The following is a 15,543-nucleotide window of genomic DNA, read 5'->3' as shown; positions in this document are numbered from 1 at the left end:
ATGCGGTCGGCGGACCAGCAGGCCGGCCGACCGGCAGGTCCGGGTCAGCTGGTGAACTCGAACCCCTCGTACTTCTCGCCGAGGTACTCGTCGACGTCAGCGACGTAGCGGTCGAACCCGCCCGCGTACGGCAGGAAGAAGCGCGACCCGTCGTACCGGTTGACGTGCACCATGTAGTTGTCCACGGCCCGGCGCAGCATCGGCTCGGCGATCTCGTTGCAGTGGTCGCCCCACTTCTTCTCGGCGTCGAGGGTCGGCTCGACGCGCTCGGCCCTAGCCTCCTCGGCGTAGCCGATGATCTTGTCGACGAGGTCGACGTGGTAGTTGTTCAGCGTGAAGAAGTTCGCCAGCACGCTGGGGCTCTGGATCCCCGTGAGGGTGAACAGGTTGGGGAAGGCGTTCGACATGAGCCCCAGGTAGGTCTGCGGCTTGTACGCCCACCGGTCGCTGGGCTGCTGCCCGTGCTCGTTGCGGACGTTGGCCTGGTCCAGGGCGCCGGTGAACGCCTCGAACCCGAGGGCGAACACGATGACGTCGACCTCGTACTCGGCCTCGCGGGTCTTGATGCCGGTCGCCGTGATGCGCTCGATCGGGTTGTCGCGCACGTCGACGAGAGAGACGTTGTCCTGATTGAAGATCGGGTAGTAGCCGGTGTCGATGACCAGTCGTCGGGTGCCGAGGGGGTACGACGTCGGCATCAGCTTTGCCACGGTCTGCGGGTCATCGACCTGCTGGGCGACCTTGCTGCGCACGAACTGCGAGACCACGTCGTTGATCTCGATGTTCGTTCCCTGGTCGGTGAACGTGCTGAGCAGGCACTGCCCGCCGAACGCCCACCGGGTCTCCAGGATCTGCAGGCGCTGCTCGGGCGAGTAGTCGACGCCGCGGCCCACGGGGGGCGGCAGCACATACCCGACCGGCGTCGCGTAGCTCTCGTCGCGGAACTCCAGGACCTTGCGCGACAGACGCTCCTTCTTCACCGGGTCGGCCGGACGGTTGTGCGCCGGGACGACGTAGTGCGGGGTGCGCTGCATGACGTAGAGGTGCCCGGCTGTCTTGGCGATCTCGGTCGCCGCTTGGACGCCCGAGGAACCCGTGCCGATGACGGCGACCCGCTTGCCCGCGTAGTCGACGGGCGTCTGCGGCCAGTGGGAGGTCTGGTACCACTCGCCCTCGAAGTCGCCCAGGCCCTTGAAATCGGGGTCTTTGGGACGGGACAGGTTGCCCGTCGCCATGACCAGGTAGCGCGCCCGCACCGTGCGGCCGGTGTCGGTCTTGATCAGGTACCTGTTCTCCTCAGGATTCCACTGCGCCGACGTCACCCGGGTGCTGAGCGAGAGGTTGCGGCGCACGTCGAGCCGGTCGGCGACGTAGTTCAGGTAGCGCAGGATCTCGGGCTGGGCGGCGTACCGCTCGCTCCAGTCCCAGCCGGTGTAGAGCTCCTCGTCGAACATGTACGAGTAGCTGTCGCTCTCGAGGTCGACGCGGGCGCCCGGGTAGGCGTTGTGGTACCAGACGCCGCCCACACCGGGCGCCCCCTCGAAGCCGTGCACGGAGTGCCCCAGCTCGGCGAAGCGGTGCAGGGCGTAGATGCCGCCCATCCCCGCGCCGACCACGACGACCGAATACTCTTCAACCTGACCGTTCACTGGACACTCCTTCTTCAGCGCACGTCCTCGCGGGAACCGGCCGCTCAGGCCTCGGGCAGAGAGACGGTCGCGACGGCGGTCGTGGTCTCGACGCCCAGTTGGTTGACGGCCTTGAGCGTGAGTTCGGCGCAGGCGCCGTGCGTCTCGTCCTCGAATACGCGGGTGACCTCGCCGCCGATCCACTGGGTGTCACCGAAGACGCCGGGCTGCTTGATGCGCACGGAGATCTTCAGGAGGTCGGCGTCGTCGCCCATCCAGTTGGTCAAGCAGTGCGTCATCCAGGACACGCGCTGGTTGCCGTTGTCGTAGGCGCCGGGCATTCCGATGGCGCGGGCCATCGCGGCGTCCTGGTGACCGAGGCTCGGGAACGGCTCGGACAGGAAGTGCTCGGGACCGAGGTTGGTCGGCGCCAGCGGGTGGCCGTTGCGCACACGCTCCTGCTGGCGCACGCGCGTCTCGACGCCGCGGTAGCCGGCGGTGCCGATCGCACCCGCGTAGTAGGCGGTCATGGTGATCAGGTCCAGGGGACCCTTGACGACCTTGGGGATCACGTCACCGACGTGCACGGTGCCGGCGAAGCGGGCACGCGGTCCGCGGACCTCTTCGGCGAGGATCTCGGCACGGATCTCGGCCATCTCCTCGTCGGTGTACAGGTGCGGGTCGCGGGGCTCGTGCATGCGTGTGCTCTCGGTGCTGCGAGCGACGCAGACGATCGTGTTGCGCACGGTGCCGACGAGCTCCTCGCCAACGAAGTAGTCGGTGCGGCCGACCTGTTCGACCAGGCGGCCGGAGCGGCGGCCCTCACGTTCGCGCACATCCTCGACGAAGGAGCGGGCCCTGATGCGCTCGCCCAGGCGGATCGGGCGGTGGAACTCGACGTCGGCGCCGAGGTGGAGCGCCTGCAGACCCTCGGACATGCCCATCGCGAGCTCGGCGTCGCAGACTGAGTACAGGAAGGTCGGCGGGGCGACGCGGGTGGCGAAGCGCGTGTTCCTCGCGTACGTCTCGTCGAGCCACAGGGGGTTCTCGTCACCGATGCCCCACGCGTAGTGGCGGATCGTGTCGGCGCTCGCCTCCTCGTTCCACTGGACGACCACGGCCGATTGGCCGATGAAGCTCTTCATGTAGGCGACGTCCTCGTCGCTGATCTGCTTGCTGGGGACGGCCTTGCCGGTGGGGGCGGTGGTGGTCATCAGTTCGTTCCTTCCGGAGTGAGGTGGACAGACACGACGGCGTCGACGACCGTGACGGTTGCCGTCTCGGGGTCTGCCAGGATCGGGTTGAACTCGAACTCGTGGACGTCCCCGCGCTGCTCCGCCCACGCGATGAGGTCCATCACCGCGTCGGTCAGGGCGTCGAGGGTGTGTGCGCCTGGGGCTTTGCGCAGCCCGGCTGCGACGACGTGCACTGCGGTGATCGCGTCGCGTACCTCGGGGCGCGAGGTGGGCAGCGGCAGGATGCCGATGTCGTCGATGGCCTCCGTCATGCTGCCGCCGGCGCCCAGGACCAGCACGGGGCCGAACTCGGGGTCGCGGCGCAGGCCCACGAGCACCTCGGTCTTGCCGGGGGCCATGGTCTGTACGGAGATCGTGGCGTTCTCGGACTGGATGGCGGTCAGACGGACTGCTGCATGGCGCGCGGCCTCGGTGCTGTCGACGCTGATGAAAACGCCCCCTGCGTCGGCCTTGTGGAGGATGTCGGGGTCGTCGATCTTGATCGCGACGGGGAAGCCGATCTCCTCGGCTGCGCAGACGACGGACTCGACGTCGCGTGCGGCACGGCTGGCGGGTACGGGGATGCCGGCCGCGGCGAGCTCCTCGGCGATCTCCCGGAACGTGAGGTGCTCGGTTGTGCCGGCAGCGGACGCTGAGCGCAGGGACGTGCCGACGAGGCGACCGCGCGCGGCGCGCGTGCGCCGGACCTTCGACCACGAGGCAGCGGACGCGATCGCGTCGAGGGCGCGGGTGGCGGTCGGCAGCGCGATCGCTCCTGCGGCGCGCAACACCTGAGCCTGCTCGGTCGTGACGCGGTCGTCCTCGGACAGCGGGACGACGACGACCCGTACACCCTCCGGGGCGTCCATCGCCGCGATGCCGGCGGCGAGTTCGTCGAAGTCGTGCGCCAGGCGCGTCGCGGTGACGATGACCCACCCGCCCGTCGAGGTCGTGACCACGCTGTCGACGATGCGTACGTAGTCGGCGGTGGTCAGCTGCACGCCGACGTCGACGGGGTTGCCCACGTGGTCGCTGCCCACGGCCGCGGCGATCCTGGCGGCTGCCTCGGTACCGAGGTCGCGGAAGGTGAGGTCGCGGTCCTCCGCGAGGTCGTTCCAGAGGACGGCCTGTGCGCCGGAGGTGGTGACGACTGTGAGCTCGTGGTCGTCTCCGGCGAGCCTGCCGGCGAAGACATCGAACGTCTCCGTCAGATCGAGGAGCTGCTCGGGCGAGGTGCATACCGACCCGAAGCGGTGGCGCAGGACGCTCTGGGCGACCCGGCCGCTGCCCGCGAGCTTCCCCGTGTGCGACCGCGCGCCGAGCGCGCCGCGGGCGGAGCGCCCGAGCTTGAGCACGGCCACGGGGACCCCGCGCTCGCCGGCTGCCGCAGCCGCGGCCTCGAGGTCGTCGCCCGGACGGAAGCTCTCGACGATGGAGGCCACGACATGCGTGTCCTCCTCGGCGGTGAGCCAGCCGACCCAGTCGGTGAAGCCCAGCGAGATCTCGTTGCCGGAGCTGCTCCAGGCGCTCAGCCCGCTGACGCCGCGCGCGACCAGGGACTGCATGAGCGCGTTGCCCAGCCCGCCGCTCTGGCTGAACAGCGCCACGTGCCCGACCGGAAGAGGGGCGCGCTGCAGGACTGACGAGAACGTCGCGGTCAGGGACCGACCGACGTGCATGAAGCCGATGCAGTTGGGGCCGATCAGGCGTGTGCTGCCCCCGGCGAGCACCGCACGAGTCTTCTCGTCGCGGTCGTGCCGGCCGGTCTCGCCGAACCCGCTGGCGAAGGCGACGGCGAAGGGGACGCCCATGACCACGGCCTCGCGCAGGTCCTCGATCACGCGGTCTGCGGGGCCGACGAGCACCGCGACGTCCGGGACCTCGGGCAGGGCGGAAAGCGATGGGTACGTGGATACCCCGAGCACCTCGTCGTGGAGGGGGCTGACCGCGTAGTACCGCCCGTCGAACCGGAGCCGGGACAGGTAGTCGAGCGTGCGGCCCGACGTCTTCCATGGGTCGCGGGAGGGGCCGACGACGGCCACACTCTCGGCCCGAAGGGGGTTGTCGATCCGGGGCGTCCGCGGGCCGGCCGGGTCGGGCTCCGTGGCCCCGGCGGTCCGGCGGACCTCGCCGGGGCGGCGCACGTCGGGAACCTCGATCGCCTCGATCACGGCACCGAGGTCCTTCTCGGTGTCGAAGTAGGCGAACCCGCCATCTCCGTTCAGGCCGTAGCCCCGGGCCGTCTGGGTCACGAGGTACCCCGACTCGGCCATGCGGGCGATCGCTCCGTCCAGGTCGTCCACGAAGACGCCGAGGTGGTGCAGGCCGACGTGGCCCTCATCGAGGAAGTCCTGGTAGATGCTCGGGCCGGTGATCGGCTGGATGAGCTCGACCTGCGGGCTGGAGCCGCCCATGGCGAGCAGCATCTCGAACCTGCCCTCGGCGTCGCCGTAGCGGGACCAGCGCAAGAACTCAGGTGTGTAGTGGTAGCAGGTCCACTCCTCGATCCCGAACATACGGCCGTAGAGGTCGAGCGCGGCGTCGAAGTCGTTGACGAGGATCCCGATCTGCCCGACGTCACCGATCGGCGTCGATGCGATGGGAGGGACTGCCAGCGGCGGCGTAGCCGTCATGGTGTCTCCAGTTCCGCCATGGAAAACTATCGCCATGCGATAGAGGCTTTCGCGATGAGGCATTCCTAGTGGGCGGCTGAGCGCGGTGTCAATGGATGTGACAACCGCATTGCGAATCAATGTCGCCCAAACTTTCACCATGTGAGTGATATCCTGATGGGGTGATGGCCAGGAACTCTGAATCTGACCCTGCGGCACCTCGCGACCTGGTCCAGTCGGTCGTCCGGGCCCTCGACATCGTTGACATCGTCGCCGAGAGCGACACGCCGCTGCGTGCGCAGGTCATCGCGCAGCGCGCGGGCCTGCACCTGGCCACGGTGTCGCACCTGCTGTCCACCCTCGTGTACACCGGCTATCTGCAGCGTCATGAGCGCGAATACAGCCTGGGGGGCGGCAAGATCCTCTCCCTGAGCTCACGCGTCGAGGCGGACTGGCGGCCCAGCCGGCAGGCCTACGACATGCTGGAAACCGTCGTCAGCACGACCGGAGAAACGGCCTACCTGTCGGCGTGGCACGACGGAGACGTGACCATCGTGGCGATCCAGGAGGGGTCACATTCGGTGCGCGTGGCCGACCTGCGCGTGGGGGTGTCGGGAGACATCCATGCGCGCGCGTCGGGCAAGGCGCTCCTCGCGTACGGCGCGCCCGCAGCGGTCGACAGGCTCGGGGATGCCGACGGGAAGCTGCCGGCACGCACCGAGAACACGGTGACATCCCGCGAGGCACTCGTCGCCGAACTCGAAAGGACGCGCGAGCGCGGGTACGCGATCGACGAGCAGGAGTACGTGAATGGTGCGTGCGGGCTCGCGGTCCCGATCTTCGAGGGCGCGCGGTGGCCGCAGACGGCCCTGTCGATCACGACGCCCCTGCACCGCTACGAGGACCCTAAGCACCGCGAGCTGTACGTCAAGGCCCTGCGCAGGGTGCGGGAGCTGGACGCGTCGATGGGCTGAACCTGCTCATTGGGCGAATTCGGTGGGGGCGCTCTTGATCCAGTCCTTGTAGATCGGGTCGTCCTCACGCCAGGCACCCCAGTGCGAGACCCGGGGGACATTCACGGTGCCCCAGTCGGTGTTGGTCTCCCTCACGTCGATCCAGTCCCAGACGCAGGTGCGGTGGAGGATCTTCCACTCTCCGTCGCGCTTCTCGCACAGGTCGCGGTAGCGGCCCGCCTGGTACATCGTCATGCCGGTCTCCTTGAAGGGCACGACGCAGATGAACATCGACTCGCGCTTGGCGCGGTTGCCTTCGATCTCGGACAGGACGTTGGTGACGTGGTGGCTGCAGCTGAGGATCTGGTCCTCCCAGGCGAGCGCGGCATCTGCCCAGCCCGGCCCGTCACCGACGTACGCTCCGTGGTTGTCCCAGGAGTCGGGCCAGTAGGCCGACAAAATGAGGTCGCGGTCGTGGCGGTCGGCCCCGCGAACGTACAACATCAGGTTGTCGTGGAGAGCCTGCTTGTCCCACAGTTCCACCAGCTGAGCATCGGTCAGAGTCATTGAGAACCTCGCCCTCCTGCGAAGTCGAGGGCCGCGTCGTCGCTGACCCTCGCCAGGAAAGACGGTAGGAGGAGGCGGCCGGGGAGCGTGCTGGGACGACACGACATCCCACGAAGAATGCACGCCAAAAAGCACGGAGCTGTCGTTCACGCGGCGGTGGCGGCGGCCTGAGGAGCGTCGTCAGAAGGGGGCCGTCCAGCCCAGGGCTGGGGAAACGCACCCTGTTCGGGCCGTAGTTGACGGCGCTCGTGGCGTCGGCCACCTGCAGCAGGTCGGTGGACAGGCCTCCCGGGTATCAGGCCCCCCTGCGTACCGGCGACGGTGCGCCCCCACGGTCAGGCCGCCGGCTTGGGTGTGTCCCTGCAGGGCCAACTGGTGCGGATCAACGGGGCGTTCGCCGTCGTGGTCGCGATCTCCGCCGACCGCCCTGGCCGGACGACGAGACCGTCACCCCGCCCCGGGCGCGAGGTTGGCCTTCTGAGACACCGCACGCCAACCTCTTTTCATTTCGTATTGCGACTACTACCTTCGCGATGTGCGAGTTGCCTTGGCGGGGAGCTCGCACCAATGAAGGTCACGACGGCGTACTTTCACAGGTGCATCGTGTCGATCGCAGAGAGGCGAGGTCCTCGAGACACCTCGGCGACCGAGAAGTTACGCAGCCTCTCGTCGATGACACCTTCCTCGACTCCGGCCTTGGATCCAGCTTCTGCCAGAGGTGGCCCCCCACCGTCGCGGTAGTCGGCTACCTCGCCCCGTGATGCCCCAGACCAGATCACCACCGTTCAGACCGAGGCTGCTCTTCGCCCGGTGACGTGTGCATCGCCGTCAGAGCGGGACATCCACGCTCAACGCAAGCTCGCGCGAGCACCCGAGACTCCATGCCGAGTACGACCGCGCGACCGAGGAAGTGACCGACCACGCAACTGAATTGGCGAAGCAACCAGAGTGAAGGACGGCGCAGGTATGAACATTGTTCCTGAGGTGACCTCCCAGCCGGATCGCTCCATGCTGAGGCGAGTTGCCGCTGCAGGTGGAATCGGCAACTCGTCGAATGGTTCGACTACGCGCTCTACGGGTACCTCGCCACCACCGTCGCCACGGTGTTCTTCCCGTCGCACAACCGGGCCCTCTCCCTGCTGGCGACGTTCGCGGCTTTCGGTGTCTCGTTCCTGCTGCGACCGCTGGGCGGACTGATATTCGGCAAGCTCGGCGACAGGGTTGGCCGGCAGCGCACACTGACCACGATCATCGTCATGATGTCCGCGTCGACATTCGTGATCGGCCTGCTGCCCACTCACCATCAGATTGGCGTCCTCGCCCCGGCACTCCTCGTTCTGGTGCGTTGCATCCAAGGCTTCTCAGCAGGTGGCGAGGTTGCGGGAGCTGCCTCGTTCACGGTCGAACACGCTCCCGCCGGCAAGCGCGCCACCTACGCGAGTGTGCTGCCGATGAGCAGCTCGCTCGCGTTCGTCGCCGCCGCGGGTCTTACGGCTCTTCTCACGGCCTCGCTCTCCGCGTCGGACTTCAGCTCCTGGGGCTGGCGTCTCCCCTTCCTGATAGCCGGCCCGCTCGGGCTGATCGGCCTCTACATCCGGCGCAGCGTGGAGGACACCCCCGCGTTCCGCAAGGTGCAAAGGGAAGGAAGGGTGGCCACGGCACCTCTGAAGGAGAGCCTCCGGACTCAGCGCAAGCCGATCCTGCTGCTGCTCGGCTTCCTGATGACGAACAGCGTCGGGTTCAACATGCTCGCCACGTACCTGCCCTCGTACTTCCAGGAACGGATCAAGCTCGACAGCGACACCGCGCTTTTCACGAACATGGCCGCTTTGCTTCTGCACGTGGTGTTGATCGGAGTCTCCGCGGTCATGGCGGATCGCGTGGGACGCAAGCCGATCATGCTCGGCTCCTGCCTCGCGTTCGTCCTGCTCACCATCCCGGCCTTCCTGCTGGCGCAGCAGGAGTCGATCGGGGCACTCCTGGGGGCCCAGGCGATGCTGGCCACCGCGGAGGCAGGCACCTCTGCGGTGAACAGCCTGCTGCTCGTGGAGATGTTCCCGACGCGAGTGCGGTACACGTCGGCCGCGGTGAGCTACAACCTTGCGTACATGCTCTTCGGGGGGACCGCACCCTTCGTGGCGACCTTGCTCGTATCGCAGACCGGAAGCGGGCTTGCGGTCGCGCTGTACATGACGACCATCGCCGTCATCTCCCTGATCGCCGTGCTGCAGATCCGGGAGACCAAGAACGTCTCCCTGCTAGGAGATGCGGATGTTGAGTAGCCCGCACGCGCGGACACGCCCGTGGCCGGGGGAGAACCTCTGGGCTGACCGGGGCGAACTGAAAGCCGTTCATCGCGCGTCCGCGCCGGCGGGTGGGCTCATGCGTGTGGCGATTGCGTGGCCGGGCGGCCCTCGGGCCGCCCTACTCGGACCCGAGAGCGTCCTGGTTGATCGCACCCTTGCCACCGTCGACCACGAGGTCGACGCCGTTGACGTAGCTGGCCTTGTCGGAGGCGAGGAAGACGACGGCCTCGGAAACCTCGCTCGCGTCCGCGAAGCGCCTCGCCGGGATGTGCTTCGTCACGGATGCGATCGCCTCGTCGGACAGCGCATCCCGGGCCATGGGCGTCATGATGGCGCCCGGCATGACAGCGTTGACCCGGATCGCGTACTTGCCGAACTCGAAGGCAGCCTGCTTGGTGAAGCCTCGGATGGCGAACTTGGACGCCGAGTATGCAGGGTTCACCGTCGTGTCATAGCGCATGCCGGCCAGGGATGAGATGTTGACGATGGAGCCCTTGCCGTTCTCGACCATGGTGGGCAGCACCGCTTGCATGCCGAAGAAGGTCCCGGCCAAGTTGATGTCCATGATGCTGCGGTAGAGGTACTCACTGACCTCGAGGAGACCGACGATCGGGCCGGCGATCCCGGCGTTGTTGACCAGGACATCGACGGTGCCGAACACCGCCTTCGTCTCCTGGACCGCCTCCTCCCAGCTGCCCGGGTCGGTGACGTCGAGCTCGACGAAGAGGGCGTCACCGCCCAGTTCGTCCGCGAGCTTCTTGCCGCTCTCGACGTCCAGGTCGGCGACGACAACCTTCGCACCCTGCTCGACGAACTTCCGGACGTGTGCCTCGCCCATTCCCTTCGCACCGCCGGTGATAATGGCGACCTTGCTGTCCAGGATGCCCATGGTTCTCCTCCTTCTGTCTGCTTTGCTCCTGCTGGGTCTCGCTCCACCGTCAGGGCGTCGGCGCCGCACCTTGCTCACCGAGCCGACCTACTGTTCGGCAACGGCCACCGGACTCACACCCTCTCCACGTTCGCGGCGTCCTCCGGCAGCACCGAGTCCAGCTCGGGAGCGAGATGCACCATCTGGTCACGGAACGACTCGCTCGCGTTGTGGAACACGCGCATCTCGCCGTCCTTCGTCAGGGCCTCGGCCTGCTCGACCCACGCCTCGGGCGTGGCCGCCGCGGCATCGACGCGTTCCATGCCCGCGATGGCCACACGGCCCGCCGCGACACCCGCGATCTCGAACGTGTCGGCGTACGTCGTGGTGTCCTGGTGGGCGAGGTAGGTCACGAAGGCCGACACTGCCTCCGGCGGGACGTTCTTCTTCATGGCCTCCTGCACCACGGGGTTCGGGAACGCGTCCTGAGTCATCGGCGTCCAGGCCACGGGCATGAGCGTCGTCACCTGCACACCGACCTCGCGCGCCTCGATCGCGAGACCGATGCTGAGGCCCCACACCGCGGCCTTGGCCGCGGAGTAGGCCGAGTCGAGCGGCACACCCATGAGGCCGTTCGAGGAGATGTTGATCAGACGCCCGGTGCCCGAGGCCATGAGGTGCGGCATCGCGGCGCGCGACACCTCGACGACGCCCTTGACCGCGACGTCGAAGACGCGCCACCACGTGTCGCGGTCCATCTCCCAGAACGTGCCGAACGCGTTGATGCCCGCGTTGTTCACGACGACGTCGAGCCGGCCGTACGCGTCGATCGCGGTGTGCACGATGGCTTCCGCGCCGGTGACGACGTTGTTGATGTCGACCACGGCGGTACCGCCGTGGTCGATGATCTCTGCAACGACCGAAGCGGCGTTGTCCGCGTTGAGGTCGTTCACGACGACGCGCGCGCCGCGCGAGGCGAGCATCTTGGCGTGAGCGCGCCCCATGCCCTGGCCCGCGCCGGTGACGATCGCGACGCGGCCGCCGAAGTCGAGCTTCTGTGCAGGCATGTCCCTGCTCCTCCTGAGGAGTTCTGCCATGTCGGTGCGGGGCCGCTCTCGCGGCCCCGGGGCGGGCCGTCTACTTGCCCGCGACGTAGCCGCCGTCGACCGGCAGCGTCACACCCGTGACCATCCGCGCCTGGTCGGAGCAGAGCCACACGACGGCGTTGGCCTGGTCCTCCGGCTCTGCCAGCACTCCCATCGGGATGCCCGCCAGGATGCTGTTCCTGAACTCCTCGCCGGGGTTCTGCTCGAAGGCGTTCATCATCATCGGGGTGGCCGTGGAGCCGGGGGCGAGTGCGTTGACCCGGATGCCCTTGGCCCCGTAGTCCATGGCGACGTTCCGGGTCATGCCGACCACGCCGAACTTGGCTGCGGTGTAGGGCGCGTTGTAAGCGATGCCGATCAGCCCGGCGCCGGAGGCGGTGTTGACGATCGACCCGCCCCCGTTCTCCTCCATCGCGCGCACCTCGTGCTTCAGGCAGTAGAAGACGCTGTAGAGGCTGATCTTCATCACGCGGTCCCAGACCGCGCTGTCCATGTCGCCGATCGGCGCGAAGACACCGTTGGTGCCCGCGTTGTTGAACGCGAAGTCCAGCTTCCCGAAGGCGGACACCGTCGCGTCGACGAGCGCCTTGACCTGCGCCTCGTCGCTGACGTCGCAGCGCAGGAACGCCGCGGTGCCGCCCTCCTTCTCGATCAACGCGACCGTCTCGGCACCGGCCTTCTCGTCGATGTCCGAGACCATCACGGAGGCTTGGGCCCGGGCCAGGGCGACCGCGGCCGCCTGCCCGATCCCAGACGCCGCGCCGGTCACCAGACCGGCCTTGCCACTCATCGAACTTGTCATGACTCAGACTTCCTTTTCGGATGGGCTGCGGAGACGCGGAAGCGCCGCCGGCGGGGGATCGTCAGTACGTCTCTCCTGCGTGCAGGCTGCTCTCGTAGTCGCGCTGCGCGTCCTGCGGGAGGTACTTCTCCTCGATGCGACGCACCTCCTCGGAGGAGGGACGGCCGAACATGGCTCCCCAGCCGATGTCGTACTTCGTCCCGGCGTCACCGGTCACCTTCTGGAGGTACTCGGGGAAGCCCGTCGCCTCGCCGCTCTCGATGGCGTCGACCATGAAGTGGTAGACCTCGCGGACCCCGGGCAGGAAGACGGGCAGTGACTGCACCGCCTGCCCCATCGCCGTCATCTCGGCGACCGTCCGGGTCCCGATCAGCGGGACACCGACGACGTACGCGGGGCCAGGAGTCTCCTTTAGGGCGATCTCGGCCTGCTCCCACGTGTGGAAGCCCTCGTAGAAGATGACGTCGGCGCCGGTCTCGGCCTTGTAGAGCTGTGCGCGGCGGATCGCCTCCTCGAGGCCGCCGCCGGCCGCCCCGTACCCGTCGGTGCGCGCGACGATGACGAAGTCCTCGTCGGACTTGTCACGCGCGTCGCACGCGGCGTTCAGCCGACCGATCGCCTCGACGTCGGAGACGAGTTCGACGCCGGCGACACCGCCCGACTTCTTCGGCTCGCGCTGGTCCTCGATGTGGATGCCCGCGACACCGGCGTCGATGAACTCCAGCACCGTGCGCTGCACGTTGAGGGGTGCACCGTAGCCGGTGTCGCCGTCACAGTAGATGGGGATGTCGGCAGCGCGCGCCGTGCGGCGCGCGAGGTCGACGACCTCGGTCATGGTGAGCCAGCCGACGTCCGAGACGCCCTGCCACCAGGCCGACACACCGCCGGAGAGCTGGAACGCACCGAAGCCCGCGTGCTGCGCCATCTGCGCGTGGATCGGGACCGAACCGAGCGGCAGCAACTCGGTCTTCTCGCTCTCGAAGACCGCGCGCAGCGCCTTGCCGGGTGAGGTCGGGCTCATGCTGCGGCCCCCTCGGCGGTGTTGAAGCCGACGGTGACGACGACGTAGACACAGTCCTCGTCGTAGGGGTTCTTCCAGGCGTGGGGCACGCCGGCCATGACGAGCAGGTCGCCGGGCACGAGGGTGCGCTTCTTGCCACCAGGGAGCACCAGGTCGACCTTGCCGGAGATGACGACCTCGTAGTCGATGGTGTCGCTGGCATGCATCCCGGCGTCGTTGTCGTCGCCGGTCGCTGACATGCTCTCGTCGAGGGTCGAGGCGTCGACCTCGCCCGACGAGTGCGCCGGGAAGCTGCTGATGCCGAACGTGGACCCGTTCGGCCCGGCCAGGGAGACCTTGGTGGGCGGCGCCCCGAAGGAGGTCTTGCTGTGGCCGCCCTCGACGGCCCAGTAGAAGGCGCCGGAGGACACACCGGGGAAGTCGAACTCGGCGGCAGGGCCCGGGTTGAGGAAGTCTGCCTCGCCAGATTCGTTCTGGCCGGCGACGACCAGGCGGAACTTTTTGGGGTCGGGGAACGTGCTCATGTCTCTGAGCTCCTCTGTTGAAGGACGGGGAAGGGGTGGGCCGGGCATGGTGTCTCGGCGCCGGGCCAGGGGGAGGTGTTAGGCGTGCAGGCCGATCTCCCGCATTAGGGGGACGGCGTCGCAGAGTCTCTGCAGGACCTCGCTGATCACCTCGGGGCGCCGCCCAGAGGGTCAGGCCGAGTCGCGGGGTGATGTGAACGGACTCGTCCGGCCGGGGTCGTTGCACTGCTTGCAGATGTCCCGGTCCGGCTGGGGACGTCGCCCTTCATGGAGATCCGCTGCCAACGCACGGCGCTCTACCCGTCGCCCTTGCCTCGACGGAGACGTGCTCCCAGGCTTCCTTCTGGTGTCCTGGCAGCCGAGGTGGGACACCTGCCCACAGGGCCAGGTCCTCGCGGCCGGTCGGCCGCGCCCGTGTGCACCTTGCTCACGAGCCTCCTCGCGGCGCCCATGCCAGGCGGCCCCTGCCAGGACGGGGCGCATGCCGCGCTCGACGGTGTGGTTCGTCTCCAGGGATGCGACAGCAGTCATCCTTCTCTCCACTCCGTCGTGGTGTCCTGGCAGGGAAACCGGGCCGATGGCCACGCCTGACCCTCTTGGGCACGACGGTAGGCGCTGTCCAGGGGCACATAGTCACGGCCAAAGGCGCCATCAGAGCGGGAAATTGCGCCACCTGTCCGCGTACTGATCTCTGCGTGGCTGCGGCAGGATTTGCGTAGCTGGAGAACACCTCGGTGTCATGGCCGGCGCGTCCGCTGAGCAGCGGCAGTGGGATGCGGGTGACGCGTTTTCCGGCCTTGTTGGCGTCGAATACCGTGCCGGTCCGATGCGGACGGCTCCTAACCTGAGCCGCGAACCGCGACCATCTCGAGACGATGTCAGCAGCTCCCAGCTCCCGGCTCGCCGCTTGTGACCACTACGCGCTCGTCCAGCAAGGAGTTGCACCGTCTTGGAGCCCACCGAAGCGACCGACCCGCAGTCTCCCCCCGCAGAGTGGACCGGCATATCCGATCGGGACCGTCTTGCCTACGCATATAGCTGCTCAGGCGATGAACCCTATGAACTCGGCGAAGAGTCCCAGTACCAGGCCGGAATCCCTCGAGGGCAGATTCACGAGCACCGGCTCCGCGACTGCACTGTCTACCCCGGGGCCCCGCACCGCTACTGGGTCTACGTTCCCGCCCAGTACGACGGCAGCGCCGACGCCTCACTGCTGGTCTTCCTGGACGGCCAGATCTACCTCGATCCGGCAGTCAACACACCAGCCGTGCTGGACAACCTCATCGCCGCTGGCGACATACCCGTCACGATCGCCGTCTTCGTCGATCCCGGTCCCAACGGGCCCGGCCTGCCGGTGTACGGCGGATCCGACAACAGGAGCCGGGAGTACGACTCGCTCGGCGGCGACTACGCGGGATTCCTCCTGGAGGACCTTCTCCCCGGCATTTCGCAGAGCTACCGCATCACCGCCGAGCCCACGCGCCGCGGGATCTGCGGGATCAGCTCGGGCGGGATCTGCGCATTCACTGTGGCATGGGAGCGCCCTGACGCGTTCGGCAACGTCATCAGCCACTGCGGCAGTTTCACGAACATCCGAGGCGGTCACGCCTACCCGTCCCTGATCCGGCGAGGCGAAAAGAAGCCACTGCGGGTGTTCCTCCAGACCGGACACAAGGACCTCAACATCGTGTTCGGCGACTGGGAGCTCGCCAACCGTGACATGGCTGCGGCCCTCCAGTACCGCGGCTACGACTACAAGCTGGAAGTCGGCCAGGGAGGGCACACACCCCTGCATGGCGCCGCGATCCTCCCCGACACACTCCGATGGCTCTGGCGCGACGACGATGGCGCCTGGAACGACGTGCGGGAGACCCCGGCGACCAGGCCATGAATTTCGGCCCCGACGTCGGCACTGCATCAT

At 67.9% G+C, this 15,543-nt stretch carries 11 protein-coding genes and 1 pseudogene; 3 read left to right on the top strand and 9 right to left on the bottom strand.

Annotated elements, in window-relative coordinates:
• Nucleotides 1-44: 44 nt before the first annotated feature.
• From OG456_RS04645 to OG456_RS04635, 3 genes are read right to left on the bottom strand one after another with little or no spacing between them, the layout of a single operon-like run.
• A complete protein-coding gene (locus tag OG456_RS04645) occupies nt 45-1,649 on the bottom strand; it encodes an NAD(P)/FAD-dependent oxidoreductase (RefSeq protein WP_266557460.1) in 1,605 nt (534 codons plus the stop codon).
• A gap of 44 nt (nt 1,650-1,693) precedes the next feature.
• The gene (locus OG456_RS04640) at nt 1,694-2,842 is read right to left on the bottom strand and encodes a MaoC family dehydratase N-terminal domain-containing protein (RefSeq protein WP_266557458.1); all 1,149 of its coding nucleotides are present in this window, start codon (nt 2,840-2,842) and stop codon (nt 1,694-1,696) included.
• Complete coding sequence (locus OG456_RS04635) at nt 2,842-5,496, bottom strand: acetate--CoA ligase family protein (RefSeq protein WP_266557456.1); 2,655 nt, start codon at nt 5,494-5,496, stop codon at nt 2,842-2,844. Before OG456_RS04635 ends, OG456_RS04640 begins: the two co-directional genes overlap by 1 nt.
• 164 nt (nt 5,497-5,660) lie before the next feature.
• Here OG456_RS04635 and OG456_RS04630 point away from each other — a divergent pair, with 164 nt between their 5' ends.
• Entirely contained in the window at nt 5,661-6,449 is a 789-nt protein-coding gene (locus OG456_RS04630) for an IclR family transcriptional regulator (RefSeq protein ID WP_266557454.1), read from the top strand.
• Between the two features lie 6 nt (nt 6,450-6,455).
• Here the strand turns inward: OG456_RS04630 and OG456_RS04625 are convergent, their stop codons facing one another.
• A complete protein-coding gene (locus OG456_RS04625) occupies nt 6,456-6,995 on the bottom strand; it encodes a nuclear transport factor 2 family protein (protein WP_266557452.1) in 540 nt (179 codons plus the stop codon).
• Nucleotides 6,996-8,053: 1,058 nt separating this feature from the next.
• Here OG456_RS04625 and OG456_RS04620 point away from each other — a divergent pair.
• Nucleotides 8,054-9,277 (top strand): annotated as a pseudogene (locus OG456_RS04620) (MFS transporter); the annotation flags it as partial.
• 142 nt (nt 9,278-9,419) lie between these two features.
• Here the strand turns inward: OG456_RS04620 and OG456_RS04615 are convergent.
• The 5 genes from OG456_RS04615 to OG456_RS04595 all read right to left on the bottom strand — a co-directional run bounded on the left by OG456_RS04615 (nt 9,420) and on the right by OG456_RS04595 (nt 13,622).
• A complete protein-coding gene (locus tag OG456_RS04615) occupies nt 9,420-10,190 on the bottom strand; it encodes an SDR family NAD(P)-dependent oxidoreductase (RefSeq protein ID WP_266557450.1) in 771 nt (256 codons plus the stop codon).
• Nucleotides 10,191-10,303: 113 nt separating this feature from the next.
• Nucleotides 10,304-11,236 (bottom strand): SDR family NAD(P)-dependent oxidoreductase, encoded by a 933-nt coding sequence (locus OG456_RS04610; RefSeq protein ID WP_266557448.1) that lies wholly within the window; start codon nt 11,234-11,236, stop codon nt 10,304-10,306.
• Nucleotides 11,237-11,306: 70 nt separating this feature from the next.
• Nucleotides 11,307-12,077 (bottom strand): SDR family NAD(P)-dependent oxidoreductase, encoded by a 771-nt coding sequence (locus tag OG456_RS04605; RefSeq protein WP_266557446.1) that lies wholly within the window; start codon nt 12,075-12,077, stop codon nt 11,307-11,309.
• 61 nt (nt 12,078-12,138) lie between these two features.
• Entirely contained in the window at nt 12,139-13,098 is a 960-nt protein-coding gene (locus tag OG456_RS04600) for an oxaloacetate decarboxylase (RefSeq protein WP_266557444.1), read from the bottom strand.
• Nucleotides 13,095-13,622, bottom strand: a complete 528-nt coding sequence (locus tag OG456_RS04595; RefSeq protein WP_266557442.1) for a cupin domain-containing protein — start codon at nt 13,620-13,622, stop codon at nt 13,095-13,097. Before OG456_RS04595 ends, OG456_RS04600 begins: the two co-directional genes overlap by 4 nt.
• Nucleotides 13,623-14,571: 949 nt before the next feature.
• On the opposite strand from OG456_RS04595, the gene OG456_RS04590 reads away from it, so the two are divergent.
• Nucleotides 14,572-15,513 (top strand): esterase family protein, encoded by a 942-nt coding sequence (locus OG456_RS04590; RefSeq protein WP_266557440.1) that lies wholly within the window; start codon nt 14,572-14,574, stop codon nt 15,511-15,513.
• Nucleotides 15,514-15,543: the final 30 nt, after the last annotated feature.

The sequence above is a fragment of the Streptomyces sp. NBC_01446 genome, assembly GCF_026340095.1.
GTDB lineage: Bacteria > Actinomycetota > Actinomycetes > Streptomycetales > Streptomycetaceae > Streptomyces > Streptomyces aureus.
Note: the sequence above shows the minus strand (reverse complement) of the source record. Positions and strands in the feature narration are given on the sequence as shown.

Coding starts and splice junctions, on each gene's coding strand:
- OG456_RS04635 (WP_266557456.1), bottom strand. CDS start 5,496: ATGACGGCTACGCCGCCGCTGGCAGTCCCTCCCATCGCATCGACGCCG.
- OG456_RS04595 (WP_266557442.1), bottom strand. CDS start 13,622: ATGAGCACGTTCCCCGACCCCAAAAAGTTCCGCCTGGTCGTCGCCGGC.
- OG456_RS04600 (WP_266557444.1), bottom strand. CDS start 13,098: ATGAGCCCGACCTCACCCGGCAAGGCGCTGCGCGCGGTCTTCGAGAGC.
- OG456_RS04605 (WP_266557446.1), bottom strand. CDS start 12,077: ATGACAAGTTCGATGAGTGGCAAGGCCGGTCTGGTGACCGGCGCGGCG.
- OG456_RS04630 (WP_266557454.1), top strand. CDS start 5,661: ATGGCCAGGAACTCTGAATCTGACCCTGCGGCACCTCGCGACCTGGTC.
- OG456_RS04625 (WP_266557452.1), bottom strand. CDS start 6,995: ATGACTCTGACCGATGCTCAGCTGGTGGAACTGTGGGACAAGCAGGCT.
- OG456_RS04615 (WP_266557450.1), bottom strand. CDS start 10,190: ATGGGCATCCTGGACAGCAAGGTCGCCATTATCACCGGCGGTGCGAAG.
- OG456_RS04610 (WP_266557448.1), bottom strand. CDS start 11,236: ATGCCTGCACAGAAGCTCGACTTCGGCGGCCGCGTCGCGATCGTCACC.
- OG456_RS04640 (WP_266557458.1), bottom strand. CDS start 2,842: ATGACCACCACCGCCCCCACCGGCAAGGCCGTCCCCAGCAAGCAGATC.